The organism is Thalassococcus sp. S3, assembly GCF_004216475.1.
Lineage (GTDB): Bacteria > Pseudomonadota > Alphaproteobacteria > Rhodobacterales > Rhodobacteraceae.
Genome location: NZ_CP022303.1, coordinates 2,187,983 through 2,203,833, shown reverse-complemented (window position 1 = coordinate 2,203,833; position 15,851 = coordinate 2,187,983). Strand labels below are relative to the sequence as shown.

The following is a 15,851-nucleotide window of genomic DNA, read 5'->3' as shown; positions in this document are numbered from 1 at the left end:
GCAGCTCAAAAGATTCCATATTTCATGAAATATGGAATTATCTGCCACTCAGCAACTCGGCGCGCTTGCGCATGATAACCGTCTGGCCATCTTCAGATTGCTGATGCGCCGCTTCCCACAGGCCGTTCCGGCCGGAGAGATCACGCGGGAGCTGGGCATCAAGGCCAATACCGGCTCGGTCTATCTTTCCGCCCTGCGCGAGGCCGGACTGGTCGATCAACGTCGGGATGGCACATCCCTCAAATACAGCGCCAATGTTTCTCAGGTTCAGGCTCTGATGACCTTTCTGCTGGACGATTGCTGCCAGAGCCGACCGGATATCTGTGCGCCTTTCGCCACAGAAACCCCGCTGTCGTCGGGACAGACCCGTCCCATGACGGCGCTCTTCATCTGCACCGGAAACTCCGCACGCTCCCTTATTGCCGAAGTTTTGCTGAGGGATGAAGGTCAGGGCCGGTTCGAGGTCTATTCTGCCGGAACGCAGGCCGTCGGGCGACCCCACCCAAAGGTTTTGGAGCTTTTGCGCAACAAAGGGCATGACATCAGCGGTTTGGCCTCAAAAAACATCGAAGTCATGTCCGGCCCGGATGCCCCCGCCTTTGATTTCGTCTTCACGGTCTGCGATCAAGCCGCGAACGAGGATTGCCCGGCCTGGCCCGGCCAGCCGATCAGCGCACATTGGGGACTGCCGGACCCGGTCAAGGCCACCGGAACCGACGCGGAAAAAGAGCTCGCGTTTCAAGAGAATTATGGATCGTTGCTCAACCGAATCCAGGCCTTCGTCAATCTGCCGTTCGAAACGCTCAGCCGTGTGTCCTTGCAGCATCGGGTCGATGATATCGGACGGATGTCATGGACCTAAGCAGCGGCACCGCCCGGTGCGCACCTGCAATAAACCATCTCCTCTCAAATCACCTCCTGGCAGGTCTCATGAATATTCTCGTCCTTTGTACCGGTAACTCGGCCCGCTCGATCCTTCTGGAATCCATCTTCAACACCCATGCGCCCGATCGCGTGCGCGCGTTCTCGGCCGGCAGCCAGCCCGCGGGACAGGTACATCCGCAATCCATCCGGCTTCTCAAAGAGGAAGGTCACGATGTAGGCAAGGCACGCTCGAAAAGCTGGGACGAGTTTGCCGAATCCGACGCGCCGGAAATGGATGTTGTCATCACCGTTTGCGGATCGGCGGCTTCGGAAACGTGTCCGGTCTGGCCCGGCGCGCCTGTTCGGGCCCATTGGGGCGTGGAGGATCCGGCAGCGGCGGCAGAGCCTGATTGGGCAACCGCGTTTCAGGCGGCCTACCAGACGCTTCACCGGCGCGCGAAGGCTCTCTTGGACTTGCCCATAGAGACCATGGAACAGACCGAGCTGATCGCCCATCTCAAGCGGATCGGAACGCTGACATGACCGCGCAAAAACTGGTGGCCGAGGCGATCGGTACGGCCTTTCTTTTGATCGGCGTTGTCGGGTCTGGGATCATGGGCGAGACACTGGCAGGCGGCAACGTGGCCATCGCCCTTCTGGCCAACGCGATTGCCACCGGCTGCATGCTTTATGCGATCATCACCACGCTCGGGCCCATTTCGGGCGCGCATTTCAATCCTGCCGTGACCCTGGCCTTCCTCTTGCGGGGCGAGATCGCACCCCGCCTTGCCGCGCTTTATGTCATAGTGCAGGTCGCCGCCGGGATCGTGGGTGTCTGGGCCGCGCATCTGATGTTCGATCTGCCCATTCTTCAGACATCGCAAACACTTCACCGAACGGGCCCCGCGCAATGGAGTTCCGAGGTGATCGCGACCTTCGGCCTTCTTTTCGTGATCTTCGGCGGCTTGTATGCCCGCGCAGAGGCCGTGCCGACGCTGGTCGCGCTCTATATCACCGGGGCGTATTGGTACACATCATCGACCAGTTTCGCCAATCCGGCCGTCACCATTGCCCGCGGCTTTACCGACACGTTTGCCGGGATCTACCCTGGCCATATCCTGATGTTCATTCTGGCCCAAATCCTGGCCGTGGGCCTTGCGCATCTTGCACTCACACGGCTCTTTCGACCCCATTTGACTTGACCCTGCGGCATTCCGCCCCATGTGCTGACCGGTCGCTTGGCGAATTTGTTAACGGATCGTTAGGGTTTTCGTGGGCGTGAGGACATGAAGAAAAGGACGTGGGGCTCATGACCTGGACTGATTTGACGCAAAACTGGGGCGTCTGGTTCAACCGGATGAAATCATCCCGTTTTCCCCATCTTGATGAAAGCGCGATGCCTTTTGTCAAACTCGACCGCGCGCGGTTCGAAGCATATATCGCCGATACGCATCAGCTTACCCTGACCGAGGCTCGGGAAGAGTTTGAGGATTTCCTCTATGTAGAGGCGCTTGCGAGGGAAGCGATTGACCTGCGGGCACGCGCCGACGCTTAGACGAGCGACGTAACCCAGAGGATCGTGGCGTCTTCGGCGCTGACGGAGACGACGTTGTGACCCATGGTCGCGTCATAGTAGGCGCTGTCGCCGCGCCGCATCTCGATAGGCTCGTAAAACTCGGTATAAAGCTTGATGACACCGGTCAGGACGTAGAGAAACTCCTCTCCGTCGTGACGGACCCAGCCTTCGAATTCGTCCATTGAGCGGGCCCGGACGCGCGCGCGATAGGGCAGCATCTGCTTTTTCGTCAGCGTCTCGGCCAGCAACTCATGTTCGTATGTCGCCGTGGCATAGGAGTTTCCTTCATCGGATTTCGTCACCGACAGCCGACCGTTCACCTTGCTGTCCTGCGGCGGCGTAAAGAGCTGGGGCACCGAGATTTCCAGGCCGACGGCAAGCTTCTTGAGGGCCTCATAGGTCGGTGACATCTGGCCGTTTTCGATCTTGCTCAACGTGGAGCGCGCAAGTCCGGCCTGATTGGCAGCCTGCTCCAGCGTCCAGTCCTTGGCCTTGCGCAACTCGCGGACGCGCACCCCAAGATCGAGCGGTTCAGCCTCAACTTCGCCGCCAGAGGAGCGCGCGATGCGAATGATGGATTTTGGATCACGTGACGTCATGAAACGTCTATAGGCAGCGCGCGCCGCGCTTGCAACGTGATGACACGCGGGCTAGCGAAAGCGCCATGTTATCCGTCTTCGACCAAGGCCCGCCCGCCCCCTGCCCCGCACCATTCAACCTGGCGGCGCATGTTCTGCAGCATGCAAAGGCGCAACCGGACAAAACCGCGCTTGAGGTGATATCCGCCGCGGACGCCGAAAAGTGGAGCTATGCAAGGCTCGAGGCGGCGGTGCGCGGAACCGCCGCGGGACTTCTGGCGCAAGGATTGACACCCGGCGACCGATTGATCCTGCGGCTGGGCAACACCATTGATTTCCCGCTCGCCTATCTTGGCGCCATCGCGGCGGGCCTTGTCCCGACGCCGACATCGTCGCAACTGACCGAGCGGGAAGTCGCCCGGATCTTCGAGATCGTGAAACCCGCTGCGGTGCTGCACGATCCAAAGGTGGCGACGGCCCCTCATGAGCGGACAATCCCGCTGAAATCCCTGCAGTCGATGCGTGCTTTGCCGCCCGCGCCCTACGCGATGGGCGATCCGAACCGTCTTGCCTATATCATCTTCACATCCGGCACCTCCGGCATACCGCGTGCGGTTGCCCATGCGCATCGGGCCATCTGGGCGCGCCTGATGATGATGGAGGGCTGGTACGGTCTGACCGCGCAGGACCGTCTTCTTCATGCCGGCGCCTTCAACTGGACCTATACCCTGGGCACCGGCCTGATGGACCCTTGGACCCAAGGGGCGACCGCCCTGATCCCCGAAGCGGGTGTCGATATCTCGGACCTTCCGGCACTGCTCGACAGCCATCAGGCGACGATTTTCGCAGCCGCGCCGGGCGTGTATCGAAAGATGCTGAAATCGGGCACCCGGTTTTCGCTGCCCACACTCCGCCATGGGCTGACGGCCGGCGAAAAGCTCTCTGCAACGCTGGCGGAGGCCTGGGAGGGCGCAACGGGCACCGGGCTCTACGAGGCCTATGGCATGTCCGAATGCTCCACATTCATCTCCTCAAGCCCCGCCGCCCCCGTACCGGCGGACGCGTTGGGACGTCCGCAAACGGGGCGTCGGGTTGCCATTCTTGGTGCTGACGGTCCGGTTGAGCTGGGCAAGGAAGGTGTGATCGCCGTCCATCGCGACGATCCGGGCCTGATGCTGGAATATCTCGGCGCGCCGGAGGAAACCCAGGCGCGGATGAACGGCGACTGGTTTCTAACCGGCGATCAGGGCGTGATGACCAAAGATCGGAGGATACATTACCTCGGACGCGCCGACGACATGATGAACGCGGGCGGCTATCGCGTGTCGCCGCTGGAGGTCGAAGCCGCGCTCGCCACCTGTCCGGGGGTCGAGCAGATCGGTGTGACGGACATCGAGGTGAAAGAGGACACGCGGATCATCGCCGCCTTCTACACCGGTCCGACCCCCTTGTCCCAGGACACGCTGGCCCAATTTGCCGACACAAGGCTGGCCCGGTACAAACAACCGCGCGCATACATATATCTTGATGACCTGCCGACAGGCGCCAATGGCAAACTTCTGCGACGCGCGCTCAAAGACCATGTGAAAGGCCAATTGAAATGACCGATGCCACCATCAAGCTCGATATCATATCCGACCCGATCTGTCCGTGGTGTTACATCGGAAAAGCGCATCTGGACCGGGCGCTGGAGCAGGTGGCAGACCATCCGTTTCTGATCGAATGGCATCCGTTTCAGCTGAACCCCGACATGCCGACGGAGGGTATGGATCGACGGACCTATCTGGAAGCGAAATTCGGCGGCAAGGAAGGCGCGGTCAAGGCCTATGCGCCGGTGGTCGAGAATGCCAAGGCCGCGGGTCTGGACATCAATTTCGAAGCGATGGAGCGGACGCCCAACACATTGGACGCGCACCGCCTGATCCATTGGGCCGGGATCGAAGGCAAGCAGACGATGGCCGTCTCCGCCCTGTTCAAGGCCTATTTCAACGAGGGCCGCGACATCGGCAACCCGGAGGTTCTGGCCGATCTCGCGGACAGCATCGGCATGGACGCGTCGGTTGTCCTGCGCCTTTTGTCCTCGGATTCGGATCGCGAGGATATTTGCAAACGCGACGCTCATAGCCGCGAGATGGGCGTGAATTCGGTTCCGACCTTCATCGTGGCGGGCAAACACGCCGTCCCCGGCGCGCAGCCGCCGGATCTGTGGGTGAAGGTGATCGAAGAGCTGAAGGAACAGATCATGGCATGAGCCGCTACCAGGTTCTCACCCTCGTCCTGTCCTTGATGATGGTCGTGCTCAGCGGCACGGTCTTTTTCAAGCTGGTCGAAGGGTGGACCTGGCTCGACGCCTATTTCTTCACCGTGGTGACCTTGTCGACCGTGGGCTATGGCTCGCTCGTCCCCGCCACGCCGCTGGGCAAGATCGGCACCACCGTCTTTATCTTCGTGGGCCTCGGTGTCTTTGCCTTTGCCGTTCACCAGTTTGGCACGTTCACGATGCGCAAACGCGAGGAGCACACGGAATGGCTCTTTGGTCGTCTGGGCCGCAAGGACGCCGAACCGGAGCCCGCGAACGAGGATCGCGACCCCCAAAAGGAAGAGGCATAACGGCGCTGGCTAAGGGCACGGCCCCGTGATAGCGCTGGCGGGTCAATGATCCGCCGAGACGCCCATGCAAGCCCCCATGCACCGCACCGAATTCATCGCGCTGATCGCGATGATGTTCGCAACGATCGCGTTTTCCATCGACGCGATGTTACCCGCCCTGCCCGTCATCGGCGCGGAGTTGAGCCCGGACGATGTGAACCGCGCGCAGCTTGTTCTGACCTCTTTCGTGCTTGGCATGGGGCTAGGGACTTTCTTCACCGGCCCTTTGTCGGATGCCTTCGGTCGCAAGCCCGTCATCCTTGCCGGATCCGCGCTTTACATCGCTGCCGCTGCAACAGCCTGGCTGAGCAGCACGCTCGAAGTCGTTCTGCTTGCGCGCCTCGTGCAGGGCATCGCCGCTGCGGCGCCACGGGTGGTGGCCACGGCGATTGTCCGCGACCTCTATGAAGGGCGCCAGATGGCGCGGATCATGTCGTTCGCCTTCATGATCTTTACCATTTTCCCAGCCTTCGCCCCCCTGATCGGCGCGGGCATCATTGCGTTGATCGGGTGGCGCGGGATCTTCCTGTCCTTCATCCTTTTCGTGCTGATCTTCACGATCTGGATGTCCGTGCGTCTGCCTGAACCCCTGCCGGTCGAAAACAGGCGCCCTTTCCGGGTACCGCTGCTGATCGCAGCGCTGAAGGAGCTGCTGCGCCATCCGATCGTGCGCCTGTCGATCATGGTGCAATCGCTCTGCCTGGCGATGCTGTTCACCACGCTCACCATGGTGCAGCAGATCTATGACGTGATCTACGACCGCGCCGACAGCTTCCCGCTCTGGTTCGGCGCCGTGGCTTTGGTGGCAGGCTCCGCCAGCCTCTTGAACGCATGGCTTGTCGTGCGCCTTGGCATGCGCTGGATGGTGACGACGACCTTGGCGGTGCAGATCGTGCTGAGCGGCGCGATGCTGGCGATCACGCTTGGCGCGGGCGGTCTGCCTTTTGCTGTCTTCGTACTCTGGCAAACATCCTTGTTTTTTCAGGCCGGCACGACGCTGGGCAACCTCAACGCCATCGCGATGGAGCCGATGGGCCATATCGCGGGCCTTGCTGCGTCGTTGATGGGCGGCGTCTCCACCGTGGTTGCCGCGATGATCGCCGCACCGATCGGGCTGGTCTTTGACGGATCGGTCCTGCCGCTCGCCCTTGCGCTTACCGTGCTCGCGGCGCTGGGATTTCTGTTGATGCGGCGCATGGCGCATCTCGAACGGGTGGCGGAAATAGCCTAGGCTTGCGCAGGTGAAGCGGAGGGTGCGATGGACGATTATTATGATCTGGGAAGCTATTCCTGGCCGGTGAGCACCGCATCACCGGAGGCGCAGACCTGGTTCGACCGGGGGCTCAACTGGACCTACGGCTTCAATCATCAGGAGGCCATCGCCTGTTTCACCCGCGCGCTGAAGCACGACCCGAACTGCGCCATGGCATATTGGGGCATCGCCTATGCGGCGGGACCGAATTACAATATGCCATGGTGGAGATACGACGACCGCAGCCGCGCGAAGGCCTTGGCGCAGGCCTATGACGCGGCACAGGACGCCTTGAAGCATGTGGCAGACTGCAATCCGGTCGAGCGGGCGTTGATCGACGCGCTTGCCTTCCGCTATCCACAGCGTGAGCCGACCGAGGGCATGGACGCCTGGGACCACGCCTTTGCCGACGCGATGCGCGCGGCGTTCAGGGCGCATCCCGACCACCTGGACCTTAGGGCGATCTATGCCGAGGCGCTGCTGACCCTCACGCCGTGGAAGATGTGGGACCTGGCCACCGGCCAACCCGCCGAAGGGGCCGCGACGCTGGAGGCACAGAAGGTGCTGGAAGACGCGCTGGACACCGCGCCCGGCGCGATGGCGCATCCGGGTCTTCTGCACCTCTACGTTCACCTCATGGAGATGTCGCCCACCCCCGAAAAGGCCCTGAAAGCCGGGGACGTGTTGCGCACGCTTGTCCCGGATGCGGGCCATCTGGTGCATATGCCGACCCATATCGACGTGCTCTGCGGTGATTATCAGAACGTGGTGCACTGGAACCAAAGGGCGGTGGAGGCGGATCTGAAATTCTACCACCGCGAGGGGGCGTTCAACCATTACACCGGCTACCGCCAGCACAATTACCACTTCATCATCTACGGCGCGATGTTCTTGGGTCAGATCGACGCTGCGCTTGAGGCCTTGCGCGGCCTGAAGGAGACGACACCCGAGGATATGCTCCGGATCCCCTCACCCCCCATGGCGGATTACTTCGAAAGCTTCATGGCGATGGAGCCGCATATCCTGATCCGCTTCGGCCGCTGGGAGGAGGCCATAGCGCTGGAGCTGCCCGAAGATCAGGACCTCTACCGCACGCTGACCGCGAATGTGCATTACGCCCGGGCCGTGGGCTACGCCGCCACGGGCCGCGTGGCTGAGGCCGAAGCGGAGGAGCGGCTGTTTCTGATCGCCAAGGAACGCGTGCCTGAAACGCGACTCATGCACAATAACAAGGTCCGTGATCTGCTTGATATCGCAACAGAAATGCTGCGGGGGGAGATCTTGTACAGGCAGGGCGCATATGATCAGGCTTTCACCCATCTGCGCCGTTCGGTCATGTTGGATGACACGCTGCCCTATGACGAACCTTGGGGCTGGATGCAGCCCGCCCGCCATGCACTGGGTGCGTTGCTCTTCGAACAGGGCCACGTGGCGGAGGCCGAGTCAGTCTATCGCGCCGATCTAGGGCTGGGCGGGCAGTTGAGCCGCGCCGCCGTGCATCCCGACAATGTATGGAGCCTGCGCGGCCTTCATGATTGCCTGAAGGCGCGCGGAGATCGAGTTGAAATCGTTCACGTACAGGCCCGTCTCGATCAGGCCCTGGCCCGCGCCGACCGGGCGGTGGCTGCGTCGTGCTTCTGCGCCCAAGCGGCAATGCGCGCGGCGGAATAGCGCGCTTCGTGGAATCTTGCGTCCGACGCTCTGTCACGGGCGCTGTATTTACGCGCTAAGCGGTCTTGGCCTTCTTCTTTTTCCTCTCCGCCACGACCTTCTCCGCCAGATCGCGGGCAATTGCGAAGGAACCCTTGATCTTGTCCGCATCCTGACGCCAGTCGCGCCGCACAACGATCTTGTTGTCCTTCACCTTGGCCAGCCCGTTCTGGCCCTGGATGAACTCCACCAATCCCTGCGGCGAGGCGAATTTGTCGTTGTGGAACTGGATCGTGGCCCCTTTCGGCCCGCCGTCCAGCTTGGCGATACCGGCTTTCTTACACATCGCCTTGATGCGCACGATCAGCATCAAGGTATTGACCTCTCTGGGCAATTTCCCGAACCGGTCGATCAGCTCAGCCGCAAAGCCTTCCAGCTCAACCTTGGTGCTGAGCGACGACAGCCGCCGGTAAAGCCCCAGCCGCACGTCCAGGTCGGGCACGTAATCTTCGGGGATCAGGACCGGCACGCCCAGATTGATCTGCGGGGCCCATTGGTCGTCGGCCTCTGACAAGCCCTCCATCTCGCCCGACCGAATCTTGGCAATCGCCTCCTCAAGCATCGACTGGTAAAGCTCGTACCCCACATCACGCATCTGGCCCGACTGCTCTTCGCCCAGCAGGTTGCCCGCGCCGCGAATGTCGAGGTCCTGCGAAGCCAGCGTGAAACCCGCACCCAGCGTGTCAAGCGAGCCCAGAACGCGCAGACGTTTCTCGGCCTGTGGCGTCAGCTTGGTGCGCGGCTTCGTCGTCAGATACGCATAAGCGCGCGTCTTCGACCTGCCGACCCGGCCCCGGATCTGGTAAAGCTGCGCCAGCCCAAACATGTCTGCGCGGTGGACGATCATTGTGTTTGCCGTCGGGATATCCAGCCCGCTCTCCACGATTGTCGTGGCCAGCAGGACGTCATACTTGCCATCATAGAAAGCGTTCATGCGGTCGTCGAGCTCACCCGCCGCCATCTGGCCATGGGCCACGACATAGGACAGTTCGGGCAACTGCTCGCGCAGGAACTCCTCGATCTCCGGCAGGTCCGAAATGCGGGGAACGACGTAGAAACTCTGCCCGCCCCGGTAATGCTCGCGGAGCAGCGCTTCGCGAAGCGTGACCGCGTCGAACTCGCTCACATAGGTGCGGATGGCCAGACGGTCCACGGGAGGCGTGCCGATGATCGACAGGTCCCGCACACCCGAAAGCGAGAGTTGCAGCGTGCGCGGGATCGGCGTCGCGGTCAGCGTGAGCACGTGAATGTCCGAACGGAGCTGCTTCAACCGCTCCTTATGCGCCACACCGAAATGCTGCTCCTCGTCAATGACCAGCAGGCCGAGGTTCTGGAACCGGATACCCTTGGCCAAAAGCGCATGCGTGCCGATCACGATATCCACCGTGCCCCGGGCGATGCCGTCGCGGGTGGCCTGCGCGTCCTTGGCCGAGACAAAGCGCGAAAGCTGCCGCACCTCAAGCGGAAAGCCCCGGAAACGCTCCTTGAAGGACGCTGCATGCTGGCGTGCCAGCAGCGTCGTGGGCGCGATCACGGCGACCTGAACGCCGGACATCGCGGCCACGAAGGCTGCGCGCATCGCCACCTCTGTCTTGCCAAAGCCCACGTCACCGCAGACGAGGCGGTCCATCAGCTGACCGCTGGTCAGATCGTCGATCACATCGCCGATGGCGCGCAATTGATCGTCGGTCTCCTGGTAGGGAAAGCGCGCCGAAAACGCGTCCCATGAGCCCGGCGGCGGGTCGAGGATCGGCGCCTTGCGCAAGGCGCGCTCCGCCGCGACGCGGATCAGGCGGTCGGCCATCTCGCGAATGCGTTCCTTCAGCTTGGCCTTCTTGGCTTGCCAGGCCCCACCGCCCAGGCGATCCAGCAGCCCTTCGTCATGGCCGTATTTCGACAGCAGCTCGATATTCTCAACCGGCAGGTACAGCCTTGATTTCTCGGCATATTCCAGCAGCAGACACTCATGCGCCGCGCCTGCCGCAGTGACCACTTCCAGCCCGTGATAGCGCCCGATGCCGTGATCCACATGAACCACCAGATCGCCCGGCGTCAGCGATTGTGTCTCCGTCAGGAAATTCTCGGCCTTGCGACGTTTCTTGGGCGCGCGGATCAGGCGGTCGCCCAGCACGTCCTGTTCGCTGATCACCGTGAGGCCCGGCGCCTCAAACCCATGCTCCAGCGCCCAGACCGCCAAATGCAGCCCGTTCTTGCCAATGCGTGTGGCATTTGGAACTGGGATCACCTCGGCCAGTCCCTCATCCTCGATGAGGCCTGTCAGACGCTCTCTTGCGCCTTCGGAATAGCTGGCGATGACGACCGGGCCCTGATCCAGCCGAGCCTTAACATGGGTCGCCAATGCCCCGAAAAGGCTGATGTTTTCCTGCTGTCGCTCTGGCGCGAAGTTACGTCCGATCCGCCCGCCTGCGTCAATGACACCCGGTCCCGTGGCCTGCTGAAGCGCGGAAAAGCCCAGAACGCGACGGCCGTCTGTCGCGCCGTCCCACGCGGCCTCATCGAGATAGAGCAGATCGGGTGGCGCGGGCTTGTAGACCGTGTCGATCCGGCCCTTGGACTGCAAGGCCAGACGCCGTGTCTCGTATTGGTCGGCGACGCTCTCCCACCGCGCGATGCGGGCGGGTGTGACCTGATCGTCCAGCGTCACCGCGGCATCGGGAAGGTAGTCGAAAAGCGTTTCCAGCTTCTCATGAAAGAAGGGCAGCCAATGCTCGACGCCCTGATGCTTGCGGCCTGCGCTCACAGCCTCGTAAAGCGGATCGTCGGTGCCGGCGGCTCCGAATTCGATCCGGTAGTTCTGGCGGAACCGCGTGATGGCCGCGTCGTCGAGGATCACCTCGGAGACGGGGGCCAGTTCCACGACTTCCAGCTTCTCGGTCGTGCGCTGGGTCGCGGGATCGAAGCGGCGCGCCCCGTCCAAGACGTCGCCGAAGAGATCCAGCCGAACCGGACCGCCCTCACCCGGCGGATAGACGTCGATGATGCCGCCCCGGATGGCATAATCGCCGGGCTCCATGACCGTGGGGCTTTGGGTAAAGCCCATGCGCACCAGAAAGCCGCGCAACGCGCCTTCGTCCACGCGGCCACCGACCCGCGCCGTAAACGCCGCCTCGCGCAACAGCGCCCGTGCGGGCACCCTTTGGGTTGCCGCATTGAGCGTCGTCAGCAGGACGAAACGCGATGGCATCCCGTGGCAGAGCGCGGCCAGTGTTGCCATCCGCGCCGCCGAAATATCAGGGTTGGGCGAGACACGGTCGTAAGGCAGGCAATCCCAGCCCGGAAAGGTCAGCACCGGCATGTCAGGCGCAAAGAAGGCAAGGGCTGCCTGCATAGCCGCAAGGCGTTTGTCATCGCGCGCGATGTGAAGAACCGGCGCGCCGGATTTGTCGATCTCCTGCAGGATCAGGCGCGCGTCGAAGCCTTCGGGCGCGCCGCCGACAGTGATATGGGCGGAGGATGTCATGATCGCTCAGATGCTCTTGCTTGATCCGAATTCAACCGCCCAGGACACCAAGAGAGAGGTTTTGGTACATGCCCCAAAGCGACGTGATGAAAATCGACACAACGCCCACGCCCTGCACATAGAACCGGTGGCGGGTCAGGCGGTGACAAAGACCGTCCCCGGCCAGCTCTTCGGCGCGAATGGCCCGCGCGGTGCGCAGGCTCATCATCGCAACAATCGAGATGGGAAAGCCAAGAAGGAAAACCGCTTGGGCGAATTCCACCCCATAGACAAAACCAAGCAGGACCAGACCGGTCAGGACGAAACAGGCCAGCCCCAGCAGCCATAGACCTGACATGTCCGCGATGTAGAGCATCCGATTGACGTTGACCCGGACGATATCCTGTAAATCGAGAGAGGCTTGGCCGCCATGCCGCCGGGCCCGGGTGACCATGTCATAGGGCACGCCGAGCACCCAGTGACTGGCAGAGGACCACACCACGGCAAGCGCGATCCAGAACCAAAGGTTCGAGAACGACCGCATGTCGATCAGTTCGATTACCGTTTGATGCCAGTCCACTGCCGCCGCCTTTTGCCCGTTTTGTCCGCGCTGTCTCTTGGCACGGGCGGCTTTCCATGCCACCCAATGGCTAAATGATCAAGGAGCCCGCTGCGATGAAACCGACGATTGCCCCCTTTCCCCTCGCCCGGCCCCGTCGTTCGCGCCGAACAGAGGCGATCCGGTCGCTTGTGCGGGAGAACGCGTTGAGCGTGAATGACCTGATCTGGCCCGTCTTCGTACGCGATGGCGAAGGGATAGAAGAGCCGGTGCCCTCGATGCCGGGTGTGATCCGCCGGTCTGTGGACAAGATCGTCGAGGCCGCCCGCGAAGCTGCGGATCTGGGGATCCCGGTCATTTGTCTGTTCCCCTACACGGACCCGTCGCTAAAGACCGAAGATTGTGCAGAGGCCTGGAGCCCGGACAATCTGTCGAACAGGGCCACGGGCGCGATCAAGCAGGCGGTGCCCGAGATCGCGGTCATGACGGATGTCGCGCTCGACCCTTACAACATCAACGGTCATGACGGCTATGTCGTGGACGGAGAGATCGTCAACGATCCATCCGTCGAGGCGCTGGTCAAAATGGCGGTTGCACAGGCCGAGGCCGGCGCGGACATCATCGGCCCGTCGGACATGATGGACAGCCGGATCGGCGCGATGCGGCAGGCGCTTGAGGCGGCGGGCCACCAGCACACGTTGTTGCTGTCCTACGCCGCGAAATATGCCAGCGCGTTCTACGGGCCTTTTCGCGACGCGGTGGGCGCATCCGGTGCGCTGAAAGGGGACAAAAAGACCTATCAGATCGATCCGGCCAATTCCAACGAGGCGTTGAGGATGATCGAAAGGGATCTGAACGAAGGTGCTGATATGGTGATGGTCAAACCCGGCATGCCCTATCTCGACATCTGCCGGAGGGTGAAAGACACGTTCGGCGTCCCGACCTATGCCTATCAGGTGTCCGGAGAATACGCGATGATCCAGGCTGCGGCACAAAATGGATGGATCGACGGAGACAAGGTGATGGTCGAAAGCCTCATGGCATTCAAGCGTGCGGGCTGCGATGGGATCTTAACCTATTTTGCACCTGCAGTTGCGAAAGCTATCAATGGTTAAGGCGGCTTCATGCCAGTGATTCGCGTTCTGTGGTGACAGCGCTTCGGAATAGGCGTATATTTGCCGCCAAGACCGGAATAACCGGCACATTGGGCAATAAAAACAGGCAAAATCCATGAACAGCTTTTCTTCTCCCCGTCTCTCCCGGCGGGCCTTCACTCTCACTGCGCTTGCGGGGGTGACCGTGACCGCAGCCTGCGGCAACGGGGTTGGCAGCACGGGCGGCCAAACCATCGACGCCCGGGTCGATGCCACGCTGTCCGAAATGTACCGGCGCTATCCCAACACTGTTTCGCTTTCCGAAAAGGCCAACGGTCTTCTGGTGATGCCGCTCGTGACGGAGGGCGGCTTTGTCTTTGGCGGTGCCTATGGACGGGGCGCCTTGCGTGTGGGCGGTGTTACGGTCGACTACTATTCGACCACCAAGGCCAGCGCCGGGTTGCAGATCGGCGCACAGCAATATGCGCATGTGCTCTTCTTCATGACGGAAAATGCCTTGATGGATTTCCGCCGCTCTTCAGGCTGGGCGGCTGGCGCTGACCTGGAATATGTGATCAGCGATGAAGGGCAGAATGTGAATGCCGACACCACGACCACCCTCTCTCCAGTGCTGGCGGCGGTCTTCGGTCAGGCGGGCCTGCGCATCGGCGCAACGTTGGAAGGCACCAAATACACCCGCATTATCCCGTAACAAAAAATGCCGGGCAAACATGCCCGGCATTTTCCAGTTGAGTGCTGATATCAGCGGGTAACGGTGCTGTTTTCCGGCACCAGCACGTCGGCTTCGCTGGAATCAAACTCGGTCTCTTCCGCCAGGCCATTGTCGGCATCGCCACGATCGCGCACCAGGTTGCTTTCCTTCGGCACCATGACGGTTTCGCCATAGCTTTCGGTTTCCCCTTCCTGGATCATTTCAGCGCCGGTTGTGCTGTCTGCACCGCGCGATGCGTCGTATTCATCCGTCACGGCGGTGTCGTTGCTTGCAAGCGCGCCAGTGGCCAGCATTGCAGCGGCAAAAGCGGTGGTGATTGTCAGTTTCATAACCTACTCCTTCGTATTTGCATCCGGGGCTGTGCCCCGCTCTGCAGATACAACAAGCGCGTGCCGAAAAGGTTTCGCAAAGATGTCGATTTTTCTGTCAGTCTGCGGAAATACTCTTTAACCGCTTGAAAAGACTGGACGTATCCCAACGCCCTCCGCCCATGGCCTGCACATCCTTATAGAATTGATCGACCAGGGCCGTCACCGGAAGGCTGGCCGCGACCTCATCGGCGGTGCTCAGGCAAATGCCCAGATCCTTGCGCATCCAGTCGACGGCAAAGCCATGATCGAAATGATCATCCAGCATCGTCTCGTACCGGTTCGACATCTGCCAGCTGCCAGCCGCGCCCTGGCTGATCACCTCGACAACGGCGCGCCCGTCAAGCCCGGCCTTTTCGGCAAAGTGCAAGGCTTCGGAGAGCCCTTGCACAAGACCCGCAATGGCAATCTGGTTGCACATCTTGGTCATCTGCCCCGCCCCGCTTTCGCCGATCCGGCGGCAGATCCGTGCATAGGCGTCGATGATCGGCGCGGCACGGTCGAACGCCCCCTGATCACCGCCGCACATCACCGAGAGAACGCCATTTTCAGCCCCCGCCTGACCCCCAGAGATCGGCGCGTCCACCAGGCTGATCTGGCGATCATCGGCCTTTGCGTAAAGCTCCCACGTGACCTTGGCGGAGACGGTGGTGTGATCGACAAAGACAGATCCGCCCGGCATACCGGCAAAGGCCCCGTCCTCTCCCAGGCAGACACTGCGCAGATCATCGTCGTTGCCCACACAGGACATCACGAATTCCGCGCCCTCGGCGGCTGCGCACGGGGTGCGGGCCATGGCGCCTCCGTGATCCTCCACCCAGTTTTCGGCCTTGGCCGTGGTCCGGTTGTAGACGGTGACCTCATGACCGGCCTTTTGCAGGTGGCCTGCCATCGGATATCCCATCACGCCCAATCCCAGAAATGCGACCTTCGCCATCTGCTTTCCCCTTCGTTCCTCTTGCCTTACGGTACGCGGAATACCTATCAGCCCCCGCGTCCGGGTCAATT

The 15,851-nt window shown here is 61.7% G+C and carries 16 protein-coding genes; 11 read left to right on the top strand and 5 right to left on the bottom strand.

The genetic code is table 11. From position 1 onward, the window contains the following. The first annotated feature begins 31 nt into the window (after positions 1-31). The 4 genes from CFI11_RS11045 (at position 32) to CFI11_RS11030 (ending at position 2,419) form a co-directional block, all read left to right on the top strand. The gene (locus CFI11_RS11045) at positions 32-862 is read left to right on the top strand and encodes a helix-turn-helix domain-containing protein (protein ID WP_130405886.1); all 831 of its coding nucleotides are present in this window, start codon (positions 32-34) and stop codon (positions 860-862) included. Positions 863-930: 68 nt separating this feature from the next. Then, positions 931-1,407: an arsenate reductase ArsC gene (locus CFI11_RS11040; protein ID WP_130405884.1), complete on the top strand. Its 477-nt coding sequence runs from the start codon at positions 931-933 to the stop codon at positions 1,405-1,407. Next, positions 1,404-2,066: an MIP/aquaporin family protein gene (locus CFI11_RS11035; RefSeq protein WP_130405882.1), complete on the top strand. Its 663-nt coding sequence runs from the start codon at positions 1,404-1,406 to the stop codon at positions 2,064-2,066. The genes CFI11_RS11040 and CFI11_RS11035 overlap by 4 nt, the downstream gene beginning before the upstream one ends. Before the next feature lie 107 nt (positions 2,067-2,173). Next, positions 2,174-2,419, top strand: a complete 246-nt coding sequence (locus CFI11_RS11030) for a hypothetical protein (RefSeq protein ID WP_130405880.1) — start codon at positions 2,174-2,176, stop codon at positions 2,417-2,419. Here CFI11_RS11030 and CFI11_RS11025 read toward each other — a convergent pair. After that, positions 2,416-3,039: a helix-turn-helix domain-containing protein gene (locus CFI11_RS11025; protein ID WP_130405878.1), complete on the bottom strand. Its 624-nt coding sequence runs from the start codon at positions 3,037-3,039 to the stop codon at positions 2,416-2,418. The genes CFI11_RS11030 and CFI11_RS11025 overlap by 4 nt on opposite strands. Positions 3,040-3,104: 65 nt before the next feature. Here CFI11_RS11025 and CFI11_RS11020 point away from each other — a divergent pair, with 65 nt between their 5' ends. The 5 genes from CFI11_RS11020 to CFI11_RS11000 all read left to right on the top strand — a co-directional run bounded on the left by CFI11_RS11020 (position 3,105) and on the right by CFI11_RS11000 (position 8,590). Then, positions 3,105-4,622: a class I adenylate-forming enzyme family protein gene (locus CFI11_RS11020; RefSeq protein WP_130405876.1), complete on the top strand. Its 1,518-nt coding sequence runs from the start codon at positions 3,105-3,107 to the stop codon at positions 4,620-4,622. After that, complete coding sequence (locus CFI11_RS11015) at positions 4,619-5,269, top strand: DsbA family protein (RefSeq protein ID WP_130405874.1); 651 nt, start codon at positions 4,619-4,621, stop codon at positions 5,267-5,269. Before CFI11_RS11020 ends, CFI11_RS11015 begins: the two co-directional genes overlap by 4 nt. Next, positions 5,266-5,628 carry a potassium channel family protein gene (locus tag CFI11_RS11010; RefSeq protein WP_130405872.1) on the top strand — a complete coding sequence of 121 codons (363 nt, stop codon included), beginning with the start codon at positions 5,266-5,268 and terminating at the stop codon, positions 5,626-5,628. The genes CFI11_RS11015 and CFI11_RS11010 overlap by 4 nt, the downstream gene beginning before the upstream one ends. Before the next feature lie 64 nt (positions 5,629-5,692). Next, positions 5,693-6,898 (top strand): MFS transporter, encoded by a 1,206-nt coding sequence (locus CFI11_RS11005; RefSeq protein WP_254449070.1) that lies wholly within the window; start codon positions 5,693-5,695, stop codon positions 6,896-6,898. Between the two features lie 27 nt (positions 6,899-6,925). Then, positions 6,926-8,590, top strand: coding sequence for a tetratricopeptide repeat protein (locus CFI11_RS11000; RefSeq protein WP_130405868.1), 1,665 nt, complete (start codon positions 6,926-6,928; stop codon positions 8,588-8,590). A gap of 55 nt (positions 8,591-8,645) precedes the next feature. Here the strand turns inward: CFI11_RS11000 and mfd are convergent, their stop codons facing one another. Continuing rightward, positions 8,646-12,110, bottom strand: coding sequence for a transcription-repair coupling factor (gene mfd, locus CFI11_RS10995; RefSeq protein ID WP_130405866.1), 3,465 nt, complete (start codon positions 12,108-12,110; stop codon positions 8,646-8,648). 31 nt (positions 12,111-12,141) lie between these two features. After that, the gene (locus CFI11_RS10990) at positions 12,142-12,669 is read right to left on the bottom strand and encodes a component of SufBCD complex (protein WP_130405864.1); all 528 of its coding nucleotides are present in this window, start codon (positions 12,667-12,669) and stop codon (positions 12,142-12,144) included. A gap of 95 nt (positions 12,670-12,764) precedes the next feature. Between CFI11_RS10990 and hemB the strand changes: the two genes are divergently transcribed. After that, entirely contained in the window at positions 12,765-13,763 is a 999-nt protein-coding gene (gene hemB / locus CFI11_RS10985) for a porphobilinogen synthase (protein WP_130405862.1), read from the top strand. A 115-nt stretch (positions 13,764-13,878) separates the two neighbouring features. After that, positions 13,879-14,454: a YSC84-related protein gene (locus CFI11_RS10980; protein ID WP_130405860.1), complete on the top strand. Its 576-nt coding sequence runs from the start codon at positions 13,879-13,881 to the stop codon at positions 14,452-14,454. A 50-nt stretch (positions 14,455-14,504) separates the two neighbouring features. Here the strand turns inward: CFI11_RS10980 and CFI11_RS10975 are convergent, their stop codons facing one another. Both CFI11_RS10975 and CFI11_RS10970 read right to left on the bottom strand, forming a co-directional pair. Further along, a complete protein-coding gene (locus CFI11_RS10975) occupies positions 14,505-14,804 on the bottom strand; it encodes a hypothetical protein (RefSeq protein ID WP_130405858.1) in 300 nt (99 codons plus the stop codon). A gap of 97 nt (positions 14,805-14,901) precedes the next feature. Continuing rightward, positions 14,902-15,780: an NAD(P)-dependent oxidoreductase gene (locus CFI11_RS10970; protein ID WP_130405856.1), complete on the bottom strand. Its 879-nt coding sequence runs from the start codon at positions 15,778-15,780 to the stop codon at positions 14,902-14,904. Positions 15,781-15,851 lie beyond the last annotated feature (71 nt).

What these genes read in the sequence shown, in the direction of transcription:
- CFI11_RS11045 (WP_130405886.1), top strand. Translation starts at nt 32, where the DNA reads ATGGAATTATCTGCCACTCAGCAACTCGGCGCGCTTGCGCATGATAAC.
- CFI11_RS11040 (WP_130405884.1), top strand. Translation starts at nt 931, where the DNA reads ATGAATATTCTCGTCCTTTGTACCGGTAACTCGGCCCGCTCGATCCTT.
- CFI11_RS11035 (WP_130405882.1), top strand. Translation starts at nt 1,404, where the DNA reads ATGACCGCGCAAAAACTGGTGGCCGAGGCGATCGGTACGGCCTTTCTT.
- CFI11_RS11030 (WP_130405880.1), top strand. Translation starts at nt 2,174, where the DNA reads ATGACCTGGACTGATTTGACGCAAAACTGGGGCGTCTGGTTCAACCGG.
- CFI11_RS11025 (WP_130405878.1), bottom strand. Translation starts at nt 3,039, where the DNA reads ATGACGTCACGTGATCCAAAATCCATCATTCGCATCGCGCGCTCCTCT.
- CFI11_RS11020 (WP_130405876.1), top strand. Translation starts at nt 3,105, where the DNA reads ATGTTATCCGTCTTCGACCAAGGCCCGCCCGCCCCCTGCCCCGCACCA.
- CFI11_RS11015 (WP_130405874.1), top strand. Translation starts at nt 4,619, where the DNA reads ATGACCGATGCCACCATCAAGCTCGATATCATATCCGACCCGATCTGT.
- CFI11_RS11010 (WP_130405872.1), top strand. Translation starts at nt 5,266, where the DNA reads ATGAGCCGCTACCAGGTTCTCACCCTCGTCCTGTCCTTGATGATGGTC.
- CFI11_RS11005 (WP_254449070.1), top strand. Translation starts at nt 5,693, where the DNA reads ATGCAAGCCCCCATGCACCGCACCGAATTCATCGCGCTGATCGCGATG.
- CFI11_RS11000 (WP_130405868.1), top strand. Translation starts at nt 6,926, where the DNA reads ATGGACGATTATTATGATCTGGGAAGCTATTCCTGGCCGGTGAGCACC.
- mfd (WP_130405866.1), bottom strand. Translation starts at nt 12,110, where the DNA reads ATGACATCCTCCGCCCATATCACTGTCGGCGGCGCGCCCGAAGGCTTC.
- hemB (WP_130405862.1), top strand. Translation starts at nt 12,765, where the DNA reads ATGAAACCGACGATTGCCCCCTTTCCCCTCGCCCGGCCCCGTCGTTCG.
- CFI11_RS10980 (WP_130405860.1), top strand. Translation starts at nt 13,879, where the DNA reads ATGAACAGCTTTTCTTCTCCCCGTCTCTCCCGGCGGGCCTTCACTCTC.
- CFI11_RS10975 (WP_130405858.1), bottom strand. Translation starts at nt 14,804, where the DNA reads ATGAAACTGACAATCACCACCGCTTTTGCCGCTGCAATGCTGGCCACT.
- CFI11_RS10970 (WP_130405856.1), bottom strand. Translation starts at nt 15,780, where the DNA reads ATGGCGAAGGTCGCATTTCTGGGATTGGGCGTGATGGGATATCCGATG.